This window comes from Micromonospora sp. H33, from assembly GCF_052068455.1.
Classification (GTDB): domain Bacteria; phylum Actinomycetota; class Actinomycetes; order Mycobacteriales; family Micromonosporaceae; genus Micromonospora.
Map to the genome: position 1 here is coordinate 187,745 of NZ_JBQHDE010000010.1, position 20,003 is coordinate 207,747.

The window sequence follows — 20,003 nt, forward strand, 5'->3', positions numbered from 1 at the left end:
GGACACTTATGGGCTCGTACCTGGCGATGCTGGCGCTGAGAAATGTGGAGGAGCGCGAGCGCTATCGTGCCGAATTGAGCCGGACGAGGTGGGTGGACGCCGACGAGGTCACAAATGCGGCGCTTCTTCGAACGATACGGCGATGCCTGGGATCGAAGCCTGGCTTCGTGGCTATCGGCAAAGCTGCTGTTCTCACGTCGAGAATCTTCCCCAAGGGTGACATCGTTCCCGGCGACGTGGAACGGATCATCAGAACCTGCCTCGAGCAAGATGACGACGCCATCGAGAAGCTCAAGTTCAAGAATCCGGAGTTGTTGCGGATGCTGACCTTCGCCTCACTCCTCTGGATTCACAAAGTCCCCGAGGCGGAGGTTCTGGAGATCATTGCCCAAGCAGAGGAAGAGGCATTCGACACCGGATTCTCGCCGACCTTGCTGACGGGCTAGGTCGTCACAGCCCTTCGAATACCAGCTTTACCTGACCGCCGTCCGCCGCCCAGAAGGGGGTGCGGGGCTTGCTGTGCTGTCGGCTGGGCCGGTCCCTTCTGGCCCACCGCACAGTTTCTGGTTCCACCCCTGAGGTCATTGGAAATCACCATAAGGAGCACATGTTGCATCAACAGGCGATTGCCCTCACGGATAGTTCCTTCACGCGCCGACTAATCGTGCTGACGGCACTACTTGCTCTGCTTGTCTCCGGCATCACGACGATCGCGGTCCAGCCGGCTCATGCCGACGCGGCGGGGAAGGGTGGCGATTTCGTACCCGTCAACACCGTCCTGCTGGACACCCGTAACGGCACCGGAGGGGTGACCGGCGCGCGCCCCGCCGCCTCCACGACGACCGTCACCGCCCTCGGCGTGGGCGGCGTGCCGGCAACCGGCGTGCGTGCCCTCCTGGTGGACGTCACCGCGATCAACCCCACGGGTCACACGCACTTGACCGTGTTCCCGAACGGGGCGACCCGACCGGCCGCCTCCTCGGTCAACGCCTCGCCGGGCGAGGTGCTGTCCAACTCGGTCGTCGTCGCTCCCGGCACCGGTGGGAAGCTCGACATCTACAACCACTCCGGCAGCACGCACATCAAGCTCGACGTGCAGGGCTACTTCACCACCAGCACGAACGGTACCGGCGGCGCCTTCGTGCCGGTCGACCACACGCGACTGGTGGACACCCGGACCGGCGTCGGCACCAGCACCGGTCCACTCGCGGCGAACGGCGGCAGTCGTACGGTCACGCTGACGGGGGGCGTGGTCCCGGCCGGTGCGTCGGCGGCGATGATCGACGTCGTGGTCACTGGCGCGACCGGTCTCGGCTTCCTCACCGTCGCGCCGGCGACCCAGGCCAGCGCCGCGAACGCCATCGACTACCAGGTGGGGATCACGTCGATGGGCATGAGCGTGAAGCTCCCCGCCGACGGCAAGGTGGTCCTCACCAACCGGGGCAGCGGCACCGTGCACGTGCTCGTCTCGGTCCAGGGCTACTTCACGGCCACGCCGACCACCGGCGCCGGCCTCCGTACGCTGGCGGCCAACCGGCTGCTGGACACCCGGACCGTCGGCGCGAAGACGCCGCTGGCCGCCGGAGCGACGGTGGACGTCGCGATCGGTGGTACGAACGGCCTGCCGACCCGGGGCATCGCGGGCGCGGTGCTCAACCTGACCGCGGTCAGCCCGACCGCCACCGGGCACCTGACGGTGTGGCCGCTCGACGCGACGCCGACCGTCCCGTCGGCGGGGAACTTCAGCGCCGGCCAGGTCGCTCGCTCTAGCCTCGCGGTCACGAAGGTCGGTACCGAGGGCAAGATCCGCGTGAAGAACAACAGCAGTGGCACGGTGCACCTGCTGGTCGACCTTCAGGGTTGGTTCGCCGACCCGGTGCAGGAACTGACGCCGGTGCCGTTCACGCGGATGGCGGTTCTGCAGGGCGACCCGGACGGTAGCCAGCTCCGCAAGATCACGCTTGCGTTCACCAACAACGCGGGCGGGGTGCAGGTGGGCACCATGGACCCCGGCAACTACAGCTCCGTCGTCTGGGCCCCGGTGTTCGGGCAGGAGGCGTACGTCGGGCCGCCCTCGCTGCACCAGCGCGCGGACAAGGGGATCCAGGTCGCGGCCCAGAACGTCGACACGGACATCTGGTCGACCAACGAGAACACCGAGGTGGACTACACCTGGCCGGCGCCGTCGAGCCTGGGCGGTTCGATGGCCGGTCCGCCGACCGGAGTGCGAGTGACGTACAACGGTAGCGAAGCGGACGTCCTCTTCGCTATCGACCTGGACGGCCGGCTGTGGCACTACCGGCAGCAGACGGGAACGTTGCCGGCGTGGGTGAGCCTCGGCGACGCCGACCTGGCCGGTGAGATCACCGTGGTCGAGGCGGACGACGCCGCCGTGCGGCTGGTCGCCCGCACCACCACCGGCACGGTGAAGACGGCCCTGTACTTCCCGGACGGTGCCCTGTCGGGCTGGACCGACCTCGGGGGTGACATCACCGGCACGCCGGCAGCCGTCTCCCTGCTGGGACACCGGACCCGGATCGTCGTGCGCGAATCGGACGGGTCGATCCGCACCAAAGTGGAGGTCTCGTCCGGGTCGTGGTCGACCGAGTGGGAGCGGATCGGCGACTTCACCGCCGCCGGCGCTCCCGCAGTGATCCTGGACCCGGTGTTGACCCGGGTAGCGGTGGTCGCTCGCGGGTACGACAACGAGCTGCACCAGGTGTTCGAGACGGCGACCGGCTCGAACACCTGGGGACAGTGGTCGGTGCTGAACCCGGACCCGGTCAGCTACCCGGAGAACGTGGCAACCGATCCCGCCGTGGCCGTGGTCTCGACCGGGACCGAGCAGTCCTTCATCATCGTGTTCCGTAACCAGAACGGCGCCTTCCGGGCCTACGAGCGTCGGCTCTCCTCCACCGGGGGCCAGGGCCTGACGTCGGCGCAGATCTCGTACGCCGGACACACCATGCCGGCGCCGCCCGCCAACTGAGCGACCCGCCGATCGACGAGTTCCCGCCGGCCTCCGGGCCGGCGGGAACTCCTCGTTCCCGGGGGCAGGCCGCACGTTTCCCGGGGCGGGCCGCAACGCGTTCCGTTCGGAGATCCGCCCGATCCGATCTTTTGCGGGGACGTTCCGCGCGGTTTAATGCTCGGTAACTTGTGGCGCACGCCACAGGTAACCCCCTGGGGGCGCCGTGCTGCAGGTGCGGAATCTCGAGGTCGTCTACGACGACGTGATGCTGGTCCTTCGCGGCCTCAGCATCACCGTGCCGCCGGGCGCGATCGTCGCCCTGCTCGGCGCGAACGGCGCCGGCAAGACCACCCTGCTGCGGGCGATCACCGGCCTGCTCGACATCCACGACGGCGAGGTCGCCCGGGGCGAGGTCACCCTGGACGGCGAGCCGCTGCACCGGCTACGACCGGCGGCGATCGTCCGCCGGGGCGTCGCCCAGGTGATGGAGGGACGGCGCATCTTCGGCGAGCTGACCGTCGAGGAGAACCTGCGCCTCGGCGGGCACACCGACCCGAGCCGGATCCCGGCCCGGCTCGACGAGGTGTACACGCTGTTCCCGGTCCTCGCCGAGCGGCGCCGCCGGACGGCCGGCTACCTGTCCGGGGGAGAGCAGCAGATGCTCGCCATGGGCCGCGCGCTGATGGCCGGGCCGCGGTACCTGCTGCTGGACGAGCCCAGCCTGGGCCTCGCGCCCCGGCTCGTCGAGCAGGTGCGCGAGCTGATCCTGCGGATCAACGCCGCCGGCACGGCGGTGCTGCTGGTGGAGCAGAACGCGACCATGGCGCTGTCGATCGCCGCCCACGGCTACGTGCTGGAGACCGGCCGGGTGGTGCTCGACAAGCCGGCGGCGCAGCTGCTCGCCGACGACGACGTCCGCGAGTTCTACCTGGGACTGCACGCCGGCGACGGGGGCACCCGGCGGTCGTTCCGGGACGTCAAGCACTACCGGCGACGGAAGCGGTGGTTGTCTTGAGCCACGAGCCGACCCGGACCGACGAGCCGATCGAAACCGCCGAGCCGTCCGGGACCGACGAGCCGATCCTGACCTTCGACGACGTACGGCTGGCCTTCGCGGGCGTCCGGGCGATCGACGGGGTGAGCTTCACCGTCGGCCGCCAGGAGCTGTTCGCGGTGATCGGGCCGAACGGTGCCGGCAAGACCTCCATCTTCAACGTGCTCTCTGGCGTCTACCGGCCGCAGGCCGGCCGGGTGGTCTTCGACGGGGTCGACCTGGTCGGCCGTCGCCCGCACGAGATCGCCGCCCTCGGCCTGGCCCGCACCTTCCAGAACGTGGAGCTGTTCGCCAACCTCACCGTCCTGGAGAACCTGCTGCTCGGGCGGCACCACCACATCCGCTACGGGCCCCTGGCGGCGGTGCTGTGGCGGGGCCGGGCCCGGCGCGAGGAGCTGGCCGCCCGGGCGGCGGTGGAGGAGATCGTCGACTTTCTGGAGCTGGAGCAGTGGCGGCGGATGCCGGTCGGGCTGCTGCCGTACGGGGTGCAGAAACGGGTGGAGCTGGGTCGCGCGCTCGCCATGGAGCCGAAGCTGCTGCTGCTCGACGAGCCGGTGGGCGGGATGAACCTCGAGGAGACCGAGGACATGGCCCGCTACATCCTCGACGTCCGCGAGGAACTCGGCATCCCCATGGTGCTCGTCGAGCACGACATGGGCCTGGTCATGGACCTCGCCGACCGGGTTCTGGTGGTCGACTTCGGACAGCCGGTGGCCACCGGCACCCCCGCGGAGATCCAGCACCACCCCGACGTGATCCGCGCCTACCTGGGGGAGGTGACCACCACATGACGACCACCACCGCGCCGTCCGGGGCGCCCGCCGCGGACACCGCCGGCGCCGCCGCCACCACGATCGCCTCCCGGGTACGCGACCGCGCCCGCGCGACCCCGGACCGGGTGGCCATGCGGGAGAAGGTCCGCGGGGTCTGGTCGGAGGTCACCTGGGCGTCCTCCTGGGACACCGTCACCACCGTCGCGCACGGCCTGCTCTCCCTGGGCGTACGGCCCGGCGACCGGGTGGCCGTCCTCGCGGAGAACCGGCGCGAGTGGCTCTGGACCGACGTGGCCACCGTGGCCGTCCGCGCCGCGACCGTCGGGCTCTACCCGACCAACCCGGCCGGCGAGATCGGCTACCTGCTCGCCCACTCCGGGGCGCGGGTGCTCGTCGCCGAGGACCAGGAGCAGGTCGACAAGGTCCTCGAGGTGCTGAGCGACTGCCCCGACCTGGAGCACGTGGTCTACCTGGAACCGCGAGGCGTCCGGGGCCGCTACACCCACCGCGCCCTGCTGCACTGGGACGATTTCCTCGCGCTGGGCACGGCACACCGGGTCGCCCACCCCGGTGCGGTCGACCACCTCATGGCCGCCGCCGCCGACAGCGACCTTGCCACCCTCATCTACACCTCGGGCACCACCGGTCGGCCCAAGGGCGCCATGCTGACCAATGCCAACGTCGACTTCGCCGTGCGGACGGTCACCGACGCCGTCGGCCTGGCCGACCCGCCGCCCGGCCCGGACGACCTGATCCTGTCGTACCTGCCGCTGTGCCACGTCGCCGAGCGGGTCTTCACCACCTGGAGCACCGCGGGCGCGGGCGTGCAGGTCAACTTCGCCGAGTCCATCGCCACCGTGCCGGCGAACCTGCGCGAGGTCCAGCCCACGCTGCTGTTCGGGGTGCCGCGCATCTGGGAGAAGATCCTCGCCACGGTCACCACGCGGATCGCCACTGCCTCGCCGCTCAAGCGGGCCGTCGCCCGCTTCTGGCTGCGGGTCTCCGACCGGATCGGGGCGCGGCTCGTCGCCACCGGCGGCCGGCACACCGCGGCCACCCGGCTGGCGTACGCGATCGGTTGGGTCTTCTGCTACCGGGCGTTGCGCGAGCGGATCGGCGTGCGCCGGGTCCGGTACGCGGCGTCCGGCGCCGCCCCGATCGCGCCCGAGGTGCTGCGCTTCTTCATGGGCATCGGGGTGCCGATGCACGAGGTGTACGGCATGACGGAGAACTCGGCCATCGCCACCGGCAACCACCCGGGGCGGGTGAAGCTGGGCACGGTCGGCGAGCCGCAGTCCGGCGTGGAACTGCGCATCGACTCCTCGACCGGGGAGATCCTCACCCGCAGCCCGGGCGTCTTCGCCGGCTACCTTGACGACCCGGGGGCCACCGCCGCGGTGCTGGAGCCGGACGGCTGGTTGCACACCGGCGACGTGGGGGAGTGGGTGGACGGCACGCACGTGCGGATCACCGGCCGGGCCAAGGACATCATGATCACGGCCGGGGGCAAGAACATCGGTCCCGCCGGTATCGAGAACGAGCTGAAGGCATCCCCGTACGTCAAGGAGGCCGTGCTCATCGGCGACCGGCGCTCGTACCTGGTGGCGCTGATCGGCATCGAGCCGGACACCGTCGGGCAGTGGGCGCAGGCCCGCCGCCTCCCGTACACGACCTACCGCGACCTGACCACGAAGCCGGAGGTGGTCGAGCTGGTCCGGGTGGTCGTCGACGGGGTCAACCGCCGCCACCCCCCGGTCGAGCAGGTCAAGCGGTTCCGGCTGCTGCCCAAGGAACTCGACCAGGACGACGGTGAGCTGACGGCCACCCAGAAGGTCCGCCGGGAGGCCGTCACCCGCGCCTTCGCCGACCTGGTCGACGACCTGTACGCCCCGGGCGGTGACCGGTGACCGAGCTGATCGAGAGTCTCCTGCGCGGGCTCGGCACCGGCAGCGTCTACGCCCTGCTCGCGCTCGGCTTCGTCATCATCTACAAGGCCACGCGGGTGATCAGCTTCGCGCAGCCCGCGTTCATGCTCGCCGGCGTCGTGGCGGTCACCTACCTCACCCCGGCGGTCGGCTTCTGGGCCGCCGTGCCCCTCGCGGCGCTCGGCACCGCGCTGCTCGCGCTCGGCGTGGAGCGCACCGCGGTGCGCCCGATGGTGGGGCGGCCGGCGTTCGTCGTCGCCATCATCACGCTCGGCGTGGACGTCGCGGTCCGGGTCGTGGTCAACGCGTTCATCGGCCTGGACGTGCGGCACGTCGGCGACCCGTGGGGACTGCGCACCCTCGCCCTCGGCCCGGTGGAGATGCAGCAGCGGCACCTCGCCGCGGTGGTCGCGGCGGCCCTGCTGGTCGCCGGGCTGTTCGCGTTCTTCCGGTTCACCCGTACCGGGCTGGCGATGCGCGCCGCCGCGCTGGACCAGGAGGCCGCCCTCGCGCACGGCGTCTCGGTCGGCGCGGTGTTCGCGGTCAGCTGGGCGCTCGCCGGTGGGCTGGCCGCCGTCGCGGGGACGTTCGCCGCCGCAGGGGCCAGCGTGGACAGCGCGCTGTGGCTGATCGCGCTGACCGCCCTGCCGGTGATCATCCTCGGCGGGCTGGACTCGCTGCCCGGCGCGGTGATCGGCGGGCTCGCCGTCGGGGTCCTCCAGGAACTCGTCGCCACGTACGCCAACGACGTCGCCTGGCTCGGCGGCAACGTCTCGGTGATCACCCCGTACGTGCTGATGCTGCTCGTGCTGCTGGTGCGCCCGTACGGGCTGTTCGGGACCCGGGAGGTGGAACGAGTATGAGGCACCGGCCGCTGCTGCGCACCTCGTACGCCGAGGAGTTGGTGCTGCTCGACACCCCGGCGAAGCGGTGGTGGACCGGCGCGCTGCTGGCGCTGGCGTTCGTGCTGCCCTTCCTGCTCACCGACGACCTGCTGCAACTGCTCGCGGTCTGCTGCGTCGCCGCGATCGGTGCCATCGGGCTCGGCCTGGTCACCGGGTACGCCGGCCAGGTCTCCCTCGGCCACGCCTTCTTCCTCGGCATCGGGGCGTACACGGCCGCGGCCCTCAGCGGCGACCCGGACGGCCGCGTGATCGGCCTCGGCGTCACCGACATCGCGCTCTGGCTGCCCGCCGCCGGCCTGGTCGCCGGACTCGCAGGGGTGCTCGTCGCGCCCCTCGCGACCCGGCTGCGCGGGCTCTACCTCGCCATCGTCACCCTCGGCCTGGTCTTCATCGGCCAGCACCTCTTCAACGAGTGGTCGTCGCTGACCGGCGGCGCGGGGGTCGGCCGGCCGGCCGCGACCCTGGAGTTCCTCGGGCGGCCCCTCGCCGTCACCGACGGGATCGGCACCCGGGACCAGAAGCTGTACTGGCTGATGCTCGTGCTGCTGCTGGTCTTCGCGCTCGCCGCGCGCAACCTGGCCCGGTCCCGGATCGGGCGGGCGTTCACCGCGATCCGGGACCGGGACATCGCCGCCGGCGTGATCGGGGTGAACCTGCCCCGCTACAAGACGATCGCCTTCGCCGTGTCGTCCTTCTACGCCGGCTGCGCCGGCGCGCTCCTCTACACGATCACCGGCTTCTTCGACCCCGGCTCGTTCAGCCTGCTGCTGTCCGTGCAGTACATCGCCATGGTGCTGATCGGCGGCGCGGGCACCATCTCCGGCGCGATCGCCGGGGCGTTCTTCATCACCCTGCTGCCCCGGCTCACCCGGGAACTGCAGGCGTGGGTGCCGTTCATCAGCACCCAGCCGAACGAGGTGCCGAACGTCTTCCAGGTGGAGACGATCCTCTACGGCGTACTCATCATCGTCTTCCTCATCTTCGAACCGCGCGGGCTGTTCGGCCTCTGGGTCCGGGCCCGCACCTACTGGAAGGCGTGGCCGTTCTCCTACTGACGCAAGCGAGGAAGCATGGGAAGACCGACGTCGCGGATCGCCCTCGGGGCGGCCGTGGTCCTGCTGGCCGGGAGCCTCACCGCCTGCCGGGGCGGTGACACCGAGACCGACGCGTCCGGGTTGAAGACCGACGTGGGCGTGACCTCCGAGCCGTGCCCGGAGGCGGTGGACAAGAACAAGGGCTGCATCTACCTCGGCATCATCTCCGATCTCACCGAGGGGCCGTTTCGGGCGCTGGCCGTGCCGATCACCGACGCGCAGAAGGCGTTCTGGAAGCGGGTCAACACTGCCGGCGGGATCGGCGACTACGAGGTGGACGTCACCCGGTACGTGCGCGACAACAAGTACAACCCGCAGACCCACAACCAGGTCTACCAGGAGATCAAGCCGAACGTGCTGGCGCTGGCGCAGAGCCTCGGCTCGCCCACGACCGGCGCGATCCTCGGCGACATGAAGGCCAACAACGTGATCGCCGCGCCGGCGGCGTGGACGTCCGGGTACGCCTTCGAGGACGTCATCATCGAGTCCGGCGCCAACTACTGCGTCGAGTCGATGAACGCTCTCGACTACGCGCGGGAGGCGTACAACCCGAAGTCGGTGATGGCGGTACACCTGGCCGGCGACTACGGTGACGACGCCGCCGCCGGGGTGAAACTCGCCGCCGCGGCGCTCGGCGTGACGTTCACCGACGTCAAGACCGATTCGGGCGCCGACAAGCAGGCCGGGGCGATCCAGGCCATCCTCACCGGCAAGCCGGACCTCGTGGTGCTCACCATGGGCCCGGCGGACGCCGCGACGATCGTCGGTCAGGCCGTCGCCCGCGGCTTCGCCGGCCGGTTCATCGGCACCAGTCCCACCTGGAATCCGGCGCTGCTGCAGAGCCCGGCCGCGCCGGCGCTGGTGGCGAAGTACGAGCAGACCGCGCCGTGGAACACCTGGACCACCGACACGCCCGGCCACCGGGCGCTGCGGGAGGCGCTGCCCGGCGTCACCCCGAACGACGGCTACACCGCCGGCTGGGTGTGGTCGTACCCGATGAAGGCGGCCCTGGCGAAGGCCGCCGCCGACGGCGACCTCACCCGTGCCGGGCTGCTCAAGGCGGTCAAGTCCCTGACCAAGGTGGACTACGAGGGCATGCTGCCGGACAACGCCGGCAACTACGCGGCCGGCCCGAACGACGGCGCGGTCCGGGTCACCGCGATCTACAAGCCGGACCAGGCCTCGCCGACCGGAGTCAGCCGGGTACGCGACCTGTTCACCGGGCCGACCGCGCAGGCGTACACCCTGGACCGGCCCTGCTACGAGAAGCTCTGAGAGGTGCTAGGAAGGGTCCCCTGTACAACGCCAGGCGTTAACAGGGGACCCTTCCTTTCATCTCAGCGGTGGAAGCGGAGGTAGTCGAACTCCGCGGTCACCGCGGGGGTCGCGCCGCCGTGGGCGACCAGGCCGATCCGCGGGGTGGTGTCGGCCGGGAACGTCCACACGCCACCCCACGTCCAGTTCCGGCCGTCCCGGCTCGAACCGGCCCGGAACTCGTGCTCCCCGGTCGCCGGGTCCACCCGGTGGGCAAGCCGCAGCCAGGTGGTGGTGGCCGGGGTGCCGACGATGTTGCCGCCGTAGACCGGCTGGCCGGCGAAGGGCAGTTCGTACCCGTACTCCACCTGACGGGTGTTCCAGATCGCCACCTGGGCGAGCCGCGCGAACCGGTCGTCGTCGACGTACGCCACCAAGCCCGCCTGCTGGTAGTTGCGGACCGTCTCCTCGCCCAGGTCCAGCGTCACCTTCGTCTCCACCACGTAGTCGCCGGCTGGGGCGTCGCGCAGCAGCACGCTCGCCGTGTTGCCGGTGCCGACCGGGTCGGCGGCCTGCACCGGCCAGCGCAGCGCGCCGCCGGAGACGGTCGCCGAGGGGTCCGGGCGGACCCAGGTCCACCCCGGGTCGAGGCCGTCGGCGAACTCGTCCGAGTACGCCGGCAGCAGCGGACCGGCCGTGGGCTCGGGCACGGTGCGGGTCACCGGCCGGTGCAGCCGTGCCACGCTGACGTTGTCGAACTCGGCGTCGCCGCCGGTCGCGGTGAGCGCGGGTCGGGCGGCCACCGGGCGGTCCAGCCGGAGCGACACCGTGGCGAGCTGGTCGCCCAGGCGAGCCGGGCTCAGCTCGGCGAGGAGCTGCCGGCCGCGGACCTCCACGGCCAGGTTGACCGGGTCGGTCGGGTCGTACCCCACGGGCAGCGGGACGGACGCGGTGCGGGTGCCGTCACGGGCCACCAGCCGGCGGGACGCCGCGTCGACCTCGACCGTGACCCGCCCGCCGAGGACGATCCCGGCGCGGGCCGCGTCCGCCACCCGCAGGTCGGTCTCCGCCCGCACGTCCCCGCCGAGCGTGGTACGGCTGGTGAGGACGCCGCTGCCGATCAACCGCCCGCCGGTGGCCCGCCAGTCGCCGCTGCCCCGCCAGCCGGCGAGAGCGGCGTCGAACCGTTCGTCGAGCCGGCCGGCGGTGACCGGCGCGGGGCGTGGCCCGTCCGAGGGGCCGGCGCCCGCGTTCACGGTGGGCCAGCCGTCGACCCAGTCCAGCCGGTCGAGCAGCATCGGCCGCTCGTTGATGCCGAACGGCTCGTCGAGGTACGGGTCCGCCCGGTCGATGCCGTGGTAGACGATCCAGTCCTGCCCGGACAGGTCGGTGACGAACCCGTTGTGCCCGACGCCGATCCAGCGGTTGCCGTTCTGCGTGAGGACCGGCGTGCCGCCGGCCCGGGAGGCCACCAGCGGGATTCCGTCCCGGTCGACGAACGGGCCGCGCGGGCTGCGCGACCGGCCGACGTGGACGGAGTAGCCGGTGGCCGGGCCGGCGCAGCAGTTGGCGGTGGACGCGAAGAGGTAGTACCAGCCGTCGCGCCGCAGCACGTAGCTGCCCTCGAACTTGTTGTCGATCGCCACCAGGGTCGGCGCGCCGACCGCCCGCAGCCCGTCCGGAGTGAGCGCGGTGACCGAGATGCCGCCGTAGTAGCTGCCGTAGTAGAGGTACCGCGTGCCGTCGACGTCGGTGAACCCGCTCGGGTCGATGGTCCACAGCCAGCCACCGCCTCCACCGGGCCGGGGCGCCACGACGGGCTCGTCGGCGAAGGTCCAGGGGCCGGTGGGGGAGGGGGCGGTGGCCGCGCCGATCGCGAAGTCACCGCCGTCGGGCGAGGCGGTGGTGTCGGTGACCGTCACGTACATGACCCAGCGGTCGCCGATCCGGCGGACGTCCGGGGCCCAGTAGCCGGCGCCGGGGGCGGCGTACGACGGGCGCTGGTCGGCGCCGAAGGCGTCACCCACGTACGTCCAGTCGACCAGGTTCGCCGACCGGGCGGTCGGCACGCGGTGGAACTGCTTCTCGCCCTCGCGCAGCGGGTCGGTGGTGCCGTACGCGTACCAGAAGCCGTCCTCGCCGCGCACGATCACGGGGTCGGCGAAGGTGTCGGCGAACCCGGCCGACACCGGGTTGCCGTAGCGGGGCTCGGGGGCGGCCGCCGCCGGTACGGAGGCTGTCGCCGCGAGCAGTAGACCGAGTGTGGCGGCGATCGCGCCGCCACGACGGAGTTGTCCCATCAGACCTGCCTCGGGTGGGGGAATGTCGACGAGGGTCACTCCGTCCGTTTCTACAACGTTGGATACAACGATGTAAAGAGCTGGTGACAGGTCGGTGCGGGGCGAAGTGTCGCCGTGCCAGCATGGGCGGATGAGCACCGCCATAAGCGGTGGCCCGGCCCTGGCCCGGCTCGCCGCCCTGCTCGCCGACGACACCCGGGCCCGGATCTGCCTGGCACTGCTGGACGGCCGGGCGTGGACCGCGGGGGAACTGGCCCGGCTGACCGGGGTCGCGCCGTCCACCGCGAGCGACCACCTCACCCGGCTGGTCCGGGGCGGGCTGCTCGCCGAGGAGCGGCAGGGGCGGCACCGGTACGTCCGGCTCGCCGGCCCGTCGGTGGCCCAGCTCGTCGAGGACCTCGCCGGGCATGCACCCGCCACGCCCGTGCCCGTCCGCTCGTTGCGCGCCGCCCGGGCCGACGCCGCCCTGTCGTACGCCCGCACGTGCTACGACCACCTGGCCGGCCGGCTCGGGGTGCTGCTCCGGGAGGCGATGCTGGCCCGGGGCCTGCTCGACGCCACGTCGGGGCTGGCGCTGACCCCGATCGGCCACGACTGGCTCGCCGACCTCGCCGTGCCGGCGGCCCGACTGCGCGCCACACGGCGGCCGCTGGTGCGCGACTGTCTGGACTGGACCGAGCGCCGCCCGCACCTGGCGGGTGCGCTGGGCGCGGCGCTGTGCGACCGCTTCCTCGACCTGGGCTGGCTGGTCCGGGGCGGCGGCCGGGCCGTCCGGCTGACCCCGGCCGGTGGACCGGCGCTCGCCGCCGCGCTGGATCTGTCTCCGGCCGACCTCGCGCCCGCATCCACGGCCGGGGACGGCAGCGGCCGCGCCTGACCCTGCCCACCGACCCGCCCGCCCCCGCTTCGGGGCGGACGGTTCGGCGGGCGCCGAAGAGATCGGCGCCTACGGTCGGGTGGTGAACGTCGATCTCCTCGTCCCCCCGCTGCCCGGCACTCCCGCCTGCGGCCCGCCCACCTTCGCCCCCGACACCGGCTGGGTGGTGACCCGGCACGGTGACGTGTGCGCGGTCCTCGCCGACCCGGCCTTCCAGGTCCCGGTCGCCGATGCCGGCGCGCCGGGAACGCTGGCCTGGCTGCGGAGCACCGTCAGCCGGTTCAGCGCCGCGGACCGGCATCCGGCCCGCCGGGCGATCGGCCTGGCCGCGCTCGCCGCGCTCGATCCGGACGAGCTGACAACGGCAGCGGCCCGGCTGACCCACCAGGTCCTCGACGGGGCCGGCGACCGGCTGGACGTGATGTCCGCGCTCGCGCGGCGCGTACCGCTGCGGGTGCTGGCGGCCCGGCTCGGCCTGGCCGATCCCGATGCGGCGGTGCCCGCGGTGACGGCGGTCGCCGCCGCCTGGCATCCGGGCGCCGAGGGTCCGCGGATCGTGGCGGCGGACCGGGCGGTCACCGCGCTGCTGGCGATGCTGCCGCCGACCGCGCCGGAGGTGGCGGCGAACCGGCTCGGCCTGCTGGTCCAGGCGTGCGACGCCACGGCCGGACTGATCGGCGCGGCCGTCCGGCACGGGCTGGCGGCGCCGCCGGCCGTGTCGATCGCCGCGCTGCTGGCCGAGGTGCTGCGGCTCGACCCGCCGGTACGCGGGACCCGGCGGGTCGCCACCGTGCCCGTCCGGCTGGCCGGCCGCCACCTGGCACCGGGCGAGCCGGTGCTGCTCCGCTTCGACGCCGCCAACCGCGATCCGGCGGTCGTCGCCGACCCGGACCGCCTGGTGCCCGGCCGTCCGCAACTGGCGATGACCTTCGGGGCGGGGCCGCGCGGCTGTCCGGGCGAACGCCACGCCCGCGCTCTGGCCGGTGGCGTGGTGGAGGTGCTGCGGCACCGCTGCCGCCTCGTCCCCGGTCCGCAGGACCACGAACCGCACCCGCTGCTGCGCGTCCCGATCCGGCTGGAGGTGGAGGTTCGGTGACCGCCCGCTGCGCCGCCTTCCACGCCCTGCACCACCGCGCCCGGCCGCTGCTGCTGCCCAACGCGTGGGACCACGCGAGCGCCGCCGCGTTCGCCGCCCGGGGCCACCAGGCCGTCGGGACGACCAGCCTCGGGGTCGCCGCGGCGGCCGGCCTGCCCGACGCGGCGGCGGCCACCCGGGCCGAGAGTCTCCGGCTGGCCCGGCTGCTCCGCCCGTTGCCGGTGCTGCTGACCGTCGACATCGAGGGCGGATACGCCGACGACCCGTCAGCCGTCGCCGACCTCGCCACCGACCTGGCCGCGCTCGGCGTGGTCGGCGTCAACATCGAGGACGGCGGCGTCGACGGGACCCTCACCCCGGCGGAGCTGACCGCCGCCAAGGTGGCCGCGGTCAAGGCCGCGGTGCCCGAGCTGTTCGTCAACGCCCGTACGGACAGCTGGTGGCTCGGTGTCCCGGATCCGCTGGCGGCCACCCTGCACCGGGCACGTGTCTACCGGGCGGCGGGCGCGGACGGCATCTTCGTGCCCGGCGTCCTCGACGCGGAGACCGTCGCCGTGCTCGTCGCCGGGATCGACGGGCCGCTGAACGTGCTGTACCGGCCGGGCGGACCCTCGGTCGGTGAGTTGGGCGACCTCGGGGTCGCCCGGGTCAGCACGGGATCGCTGCTGTTCCGTACGGCGCTCGGCGCGGCCCTGGACGCCCTGGACACCGCCGCCTCGGGTCGGCCGTCGCGGTCCGAAGCGCCCTCGTACGCCGAGGTGCAGCGGTTGAGCCCGGTGTCCGCGGGGGAGTCGTTCGCGCCGGGGAGGACGTCCTGACTCCTTGAGGGGGAGATAAGAGGATTGTTCGGACTTCGACCGCTGCGCGCGATTACGGTGTCACACAGGGTGACGTACACCGCGATGCCGTGACGGGAGAGGGGACCCGACCATGCGCGTGCCCAGTCGAAGCCCGGGACAGCAACCCGGTCCTCCCGTCTCGCCCACCGCGCCCGCCCGACGGCACGCACCGTCCGCATCGCCCCGCCGGACCCCGGCGACCGAGCCCGACCTGGACGCGTACCGCGCCGCCGTCGCCGACCTGCTGGTCGAGATCGGCGCGCTCGCCGAGGCCTCCTGCATCGCCGCCCGGCAGGTGCTGGTCGACCAGCGGCTGCGCGAACCCGCCCTCGCCGCGGTACTCGACGCCACCCCGCAGGGCCTGGTCGGCGCCCGCGAGACGCTGCTGCTCGAGATGGCCCGCTACCAGCCGAACGAGCGCAGCTCGGCCGATGACATCGCCGCCCTGGCCCGGATCTTCCTGCTGTCCCGCATCGACGTGATGTGGTGGCGCGACGCGCCCACGTACCTCACCGACGAGCAGGTCAACGGCAGTGTGGACCTGGTCGACCTGGAGTGGCTGCGCCGGCGCGACCTGCTGCGCTTCCGGTACCTGGAGCAGCCGGCCACGCTACTCGGCCGGGGCGTGCGGGCGGTGCGCCGCCGGGTCTTCCCCACCGCCACCCCGCGCACGGCCGGCCTGCTGTTCCGCCGGGCCCGCCGGGAGGTCGTGGCGCTGCTCAACGACATCGGCCGGGAGTTCACCGCCCGTACGCCGGACGCCACCCCGCCACTGTGGGTGACCAGCCTCGTCCGCAGCGCCGAGCACCAGCACCGGCTACGCCGGCTCGGGTACGCGGCGATGGTGCCCAGCGGGCACTGCCTCGGCTGGGCGGTGGACGTGGAGATGGAGTGGTTCGAGCGGTTCGGGGTCCGGGACACCCTGGCCGAGCTGCTGCTCGCCCGGCAACGGGCCGGCGAGATCAACGTGGTCGACGAGGGACAGGCCTGGCACCTGTGCCTCGCTCCCGCGGCGCGCCGCCGGCTGCGCCGGGCGTACGAAGCCGAGATGGGGGTCTGAGCCGATGTGCGGCATCACGGTCAGTATCGGCCCCGACGCCGACCCGGCCATCTTCCGGCGCATGCTCGCCACGCTGGAGCCGCGCGGCGAGGTCACCGAGACCCGGTACGAGACCGGCCTGCTCACCGGCGTCCGTCGGCTGCCGGTGGTGGACCGCGACCGGGCGGTGCAACCCTGGGTGTCCGACGACGAGGCGTGGGTGCTCTGCTACAACGGCGAGGTCTTCAACCACGACGAGTTGCGGGCGGAGCTGACCGCGCTCGGGCACCCCTTCCGCAGTGCCAGCGACACCGAGGTGGTGCTCGCCGCGTACCTGTGGTGGGGCGAGGGGATGGTCACCCGGCTGCGCGGCGAGTACGCCTTCGCGATCGTGGAGCGGGCCAGCGGCCGCGTGTACCTGGTGCGCGACCCGCTCGGCGTCAAGCCGCTGTACTGGACGCGCACCCCCGGGTGCCTGCACGTCGCGAGCGAGGTCAAGGCCCTGGTCGGGTTCGGCACCCCGATCGGCGAGGTGCCGCCCGGCCACCACGGCTGGGCGGACACGGACCTGCCGGTCCGGCTGCGCCCGTACGTCGACCTGCTCGCCCTGGGCGACGGACTGCCGTCGGTGGACGACCCGGACGAGGCCGCCCTGCTCGTCCGCGCCGCCCTCACCGACAGCATCCGCCGGCGGGTGGACACCGACCTCACCGTCGGGGTGGTGCTGTCCGGGGGCCTGGACAGCTCGCTCGCCCTGCTGCACGTGCGCGAGATGCACCCGGACTGCGTCGCCGTCACCGTCGGCGTCCCGGAGAGTCCCGACGTCGCGTACGCCCGGCGGCTGGCGAAGGACCTCGGCGTGCCGCACGAGGTGGTGGAGCTGCGCCCGCGCGACATCCGGCTGGCGGAGATCCGGGAGGCGATCCGCATCTCGGAGCTCACCGAGTACGGCGACATCATCAACGCGGTGGTGTCGGTGCCGCTCTTCCGGCGACTGCGCGAGCTCGGCGTGAAGGTGGTGCTCACCGGCGACGGCTCGGACGAGCTGTTCGGCGGCTACCCCATGTACCACCAGGTCGGGCCCGAGGCGGCCCGCCGGCTCTTCCTCCACAGGATCCGCAATCTCTGCCGTACGGAGTTGCAGCGGGTCGACCGGACCAGCATGGCGTACGGCGTGGAGGCCCGGGTGCCGTTCCTCGACCTGAGTGTGGTCGAGCTGGCGATGCGCCTGCCGGTCGGGTTGAAGATGCGCGACGGCCAGGAGAAGTGGATCGTCCGCCGGGCGTTCGCCGACCTGCTGCCGGACTATATCCGGCGCCGGCCGAAGAATCCGATGTCGTACTCCTCCGGCCTGCACGAGCGCGCCCGCCTGTACAAGCCGCTCTTCGCCCGGCTGCACCGGTCCTTCCGCTACGACCTGCTGGAGCCGGTGCGCCGCGACTTCGACAGCGTGCTCATCCGCTGCGGCAACGACCTGGACCGGGCGCTCGCCGCCGGCCGGGCCCGGCCGGACTACACGATGCTGGAACACGCCCGCGACCTGGTGGGCGCGGCGAAGTGGAACGCGGTGCCGATGGTGCGCCGGCTGGTCGGGCCGCGCCGCACCCGGGGGGACGGCGCGCCGCTGCCGGGGTGACGGCGCGCCGCTTCCGGGGTGACCGGGAACCACGGGTTGACTCTGACACCGTGTCAGGGCCGACCGTGGAGGGACCATGTTCACCATCGGAGACTTCGCCAGGCTCGGCCGGGTGTCGGTGCGGATGCTGCGTCACTACGACAGCATCGGCCTGCTCCGGCCGGCCGCCGTCGACCCGCACACCGGGTACCGCTACTACACCGCCGAGCAGTTGCGCCGGCTCAACCGGGTGATCGCCCTCAAGGACCTCGGCCTCACCCTGGCCCAGGTGCAGGTGATCCTCGACGACGCGCTCGACGTGGCCGAGCTGCGGGGCATGCTGCGGCTGCGCCGGGCCCAACTGGAGGCGCAGGTCGCGGCGGACACCGCCCGGCTGACGGGGATCGAGGCGAGGCTCCGGACCATCGAGACGGAGGGTCGCATGACCACCCAGGACGTCGTACTCAAGGAGATCCCGCCGGTCCGCGTCGCGGAGCTGACGGCGGTCGCACGCAGCTACGAGACCCCGGACATCAGCCCGGTGATCCAGCCGCTCTACCCGGAGCTGTTCCGGCGGCTCGAGGCGGCCGGGGTGCCGCCGACCGGGCCCGGCCTGGCCTGGTACGAGCCCGCCGGTGACGGTGAGCAGGTCGTCGTGCACGCCGGGGTCGGCGTCGCGGTCGACCCGGACCGGGCCCGCGACTTCGCGATCGTCGACCTGCCGGCGGTGCCGGCGGCGGCCACCGTCATCCACCACGGGCCGATGGACGAGGTGGAAGGCACCATGCAGGTGCTGGCCCGCTGGATCGAGGAGAACGGCTGGCGGGCGGACGGCTACGCCCGGGAGCTGTACGTGGAGTACTGCGCCGACGACCCGTCCGGCGGCGTCACCGAGCTCCAGCTGCCGGTGCGCCGCGACTGAGGTCGGCGCGTCGACGACCAACCGGAGGCGTCCGCGCGGTGACCGCGTCGCCGCCCGGCCCGATGGCGTCGGTCCCGGCCGCTCCGGCCGGGGCCGACACGGGCGGCTCAGGATCCGCGTTGCCGGCGGCGCGGATCCGGGCGACTAGCTGCTCCAGCGCGGCGGACGCGGTCCACAAGGACGGTCCGGAGTGCGGGCCGACGAGCCGGGTACAGGGAGCGCATGACGGCACCGGACGTGATGGTGGTGGGGCAACTGGCCCGCGACCTCGTACTGCTGGTCGACGAGGTCCCGGACGCGGGCGGCAGTGCGCCCGTGCGGCGTCGGCGGGAACTGCTCGGCGGCAAGGGCGCCAACCAGGCCGTCGCGCTGGCCCAGCTCGGCGCGGAGGTGGGCCTGCTGGCAGTGGCCGGGGACGACGAGGTGGGGGAGCGGTTGCTGGCCCAGGCCCGGGCCGACGGGATCGACGTCGGGACGGTCCTGCGGCGGCCCGGCGTCCGGACCGGACTGATCGTGGACGTGGTCGACGGCCGGGGACACTGGCGCTACCTGGAGGACCTGCCCGCTGGCGTGCTCGTCACCCCCGACGACGTGGCGTGGGCGGCCGATTCACTGCGTGCCGCGCGGGCCGTCCTCGTCCAGCTCCAGCAGCCACCCGCCGCCGCTCTCGCGGCCGCGCGCACCGCCCGGGACGGCGGTGGCCTGGTGGTCCTCGACGGAGCGGTGACCGGTCCGACCGCCGACGGCCTCCTGGCGCTGGCCGACGTGCTGCGGGCCGACGCGCGAGAGGCCGAGCAGGTAACCGGCGACCGGCCGACGGACGCCGACACGGGGCTGGCCGCGGGGCGGGCGGTGGTGCGGCGGGGCCCGTCCCTGGCGGCGACCGAGGTGTCCGGCGTGGGCAACGCCTTCGCCTGGCCCGACGGCGAGCTGTTCCTGCCCCTGAGCGACACGCCGACGGTCGACACCACGGGCGCCGGGGACGCCTTCGTCGCCGCGTTCACCCACGCCCTGCTGCGCGGCGAGTCGCGGGACCGGGCCGCGCGGCTGGCGGTCGCGGCGGCCGGCGCCACGGTCGGGCACCCGGGCGGGCGCCCGGAGCTAGATCCGCAGGCGATCCGCCGCCAGCTCGACCGCATCCCCACTTGACCGGCGCGGCAACGGACGGTGCGGCGGTGGCACGCCCGGTGGCGCTGCCCTGACCCCGGACGCGACCGGGCCCGGCCCCCGCGAGGGGAGCCGGACCCGGTGGTACGGCCGCTCTAGTGCCTTGACCACGAACGTTCATGGTGTCGAGCAGGCAGTAGCCTCGGCGCGGTGACGGAGGACGACTTCATGA

The 20,003-nt window shown here is 73.0% G+C and carries 16 protein-coding genes; 15 read left to right on the plus strand and 1 reads right to left on the minus strand.

Features of this window, described 5'->3' with window-relative positions; genetic code table 11:
• Positions 1-8 precede the first annotated feature (8 nt).
• The 8 genes from ACTMS0_RS21520 to ACTMS0_RS21555 all read left to right on the plus strand — a co-directional run bounded on the left by ACTMS0_RS21520 (position 9) and on the right by ACTMS0_RS21555 (position 9,997).
• A complete protein-coding gene (locus tag ACTMS0_RS21520; protein ID WP_441157036.1) occupies positions 9-446 on the plus strand; it encodes a hypothetical protein in 438 nt (145 codons plus the stop codon).
• A 218-nt stretch (positions 447-664) separates the two neighbouring features.
• A complete protein-coding gene (locus tag ACTMS0_RS21525) occupies positions 665-2,989 on the plus strand; it encodes a hypothetical protein (RefSeq protein WP_441157037.1) in 2,325 nt (774 codons plus the stop codon).
• Between the two features lie 247 nt (positions 2,990-3,236).
• Positions 3,237-3,986, plus strand: coding sequence for an ABC transporter ATP-binding protein (locus ACTMS0_RS21530; protein WP_441157059.1), 750 nt, complete (start codon positions 3,237-3,239; stop codon positions 3,984-3,986).
• Positions 3,983-4,816: an ABC transporter ATP-binding protein gene (locus ACTMS0_RS21535; protein ID WP_441157038.1), complete on the plus strand. Its 834-nt coding sequence runs from the start codon at positions 3,983-3,985 to the stop codon at positions 4,814-4,816. The genes ACTMS0_RS21530 and ACTMS0_RS21535 overlap by 4 nt, the downstream gene beginning before the upstream one ends.
• On the plus strand, positions 4,813-6,705 hold the full coding sequence (locus ACTMS0_RS21540) for an AMP-dependent synthetase/ligase (protein ID WP_441157039.1): 1,893 nt from the start codon (positions 4,813-4,815) through the stop codon (positions 6,703-6,705). Before ACTMS0_RS21535 ends, ACTMS0_RS21540 begins: the two co-directional genes overlap by 4 nt.
• The gene (locus ACTMS0_RS21545) at positions 6,702-7,586 is read left to right on the plus strand and encodes a branched-chain amino acid ABC transporter permease (RefSeq protein WP_441157040.1); all 885 of its coding nucleotides are present in this window, start codon (positions 6,702-6,704) and stop codon (positions 7,584-7,586) included. Before ACTMS0_RS21540 ends, ACTMS0_RS21545 begins: the two co-directional genes overlap by 4 nt.
• Complete coding sequence (locus ACTMS0_RS21550) at positions 7,583-8,683, plus strand: branched-chain amino acid ABC transporter permease (protein ID WP_441157041.1); 1,101 nt, start codon at positions 7,583-7,585, stop codon at positions 8,681-8,683. Before ACTMS0_RS21545 ends, ACTMS0_RS21550 begins: the two co-directional genes overlap by 4 nt.
• 15 nt (positions 8,684-8,698) lie before the next feature.
• Entirely contained in the window at positions 8,699-9,997 is a 1,299-nt protein-coding gene (locus ACTMS0_RS21555; RefSeq protein WP_441157042.1) for an ABC transporter substrate-binding protein, read from the plus strand.
• A gap of 62 nt (positions 9,998-10,059) precedes the next feature.
• Here the strand turns inward: ACTMS0_RS21555 and ACTMS0_RS21560 are convergent, their stop codons facing one another.
• The gene (locus ACTMS0_RS21560) at positions 10,060-12,276 is read right to left on the minus strand and encodes a family 43 glycosylhydrolase (protein ID WP_441157043.1); all 2,217 of its coding nucleotides are present in this window, start codon (positions 12,274-12,276) and stop codon (positions 10,060-10,062) included.
• Between the two features lie 130 nt (positions 12,277-12,406).
• Between ACTMS0_RS21560 and ACTMS0_RS21565 the strand changes: the two genes are divergently transcribed.
• The 7 genes from ACTMS0_RS21565 to ACTMS0_RS21595 all read left to right on the plus strand — a co-directional run bounded on the left by ACTMS0_RS21565 (position 12,407) and on the right by ACTMS0_RS21595 (position 19,813).
• The gene (locus tag ACTMS0_RS21565; protein ID WP_441157044.1) at positions 12,407-13,153 is read left to right on the plus strand and encodes an ArsR/SmtB family transcription factor; all 747 of its coding nucleotides are present in this window, start codon (positions 12,407-12,409) and stop codon (positions 13,151-13,153) included.
• A gap of 82 nt (positions 13,154-13,235) precedes the next feature.
• Complete coding sequence (locus ACTMS0_RS21570; RefSeq protein WP_441157045.1) at positions 13,236-14,249, plus strand: cytochrome P450; 1,014 nt, start codon at positions 13,236-13,238, stop codon at positions 14,247-14,249.
• Positions 14,246-15,067 carry an isocitrate lyase/PEP mutase family protein gene (locus ACTMS0_RS21575; protein WP_441157046.1) on the plus strand — a complete coding sequence of 274 codons (822 nt, stop codon included), beginning with the start codon at positions 14,246-14,248 and terminating at the stop codon, positions 15,065-15,067. Before ACTMS0_RS21570 ends, ACTMS0_RS21575 begins: the two co-directional genes overlap by 4 nt.
• Positions 15,068-15,179: 112 nt before the next feature.
• Entirely contained in the window at positions 15,180-16,148 is a 969-nt protein-coding gene (locus ACTMS0_RS21580; protein ID WP_441157047.1) for a DUF5715 family protein, read from the plus strand.
• Between the two features lie 4 nt (positions 16,149-16,152).
• Positions 16,153-17,763, plus strand: a complete 1,611-nt coding sequence (locus ACTMS0_RS21585; RefSeq protein WP_441157048.1) for an asparagine synthetase B family protein — start codon at positions 16,153-16,155, stop codon at positions 17,761-17,763.
• Between the two features lie 76 nt (positions 17,764-17,839).
• Complete coding sequence (locus ACTMS0_RS21590; RefSeq protein WP_441157049.1) at positions 17,840-18,664, plus strand: MerR family transcriptional regulator; 825 nt, start codon at positions 17,840-17,842, stop codon at positions 18,662-18,664.
• Positions 18,665-18,886: 222 nt separating this feature from the next.
• On the plus strand, positions 18,887-19,813 hold the full coding sequence (locus ACTMS0_RS21595; RefSeq protein WP_441157050.1) for a PfkB family carbohydrate kinase: 927 nt from the start codon (positions 18,887-18,889) through the stop codon (positions 19,811-19,813).
• Positions 19,814-20,003 lie beyond the last annotated feature (190 nt).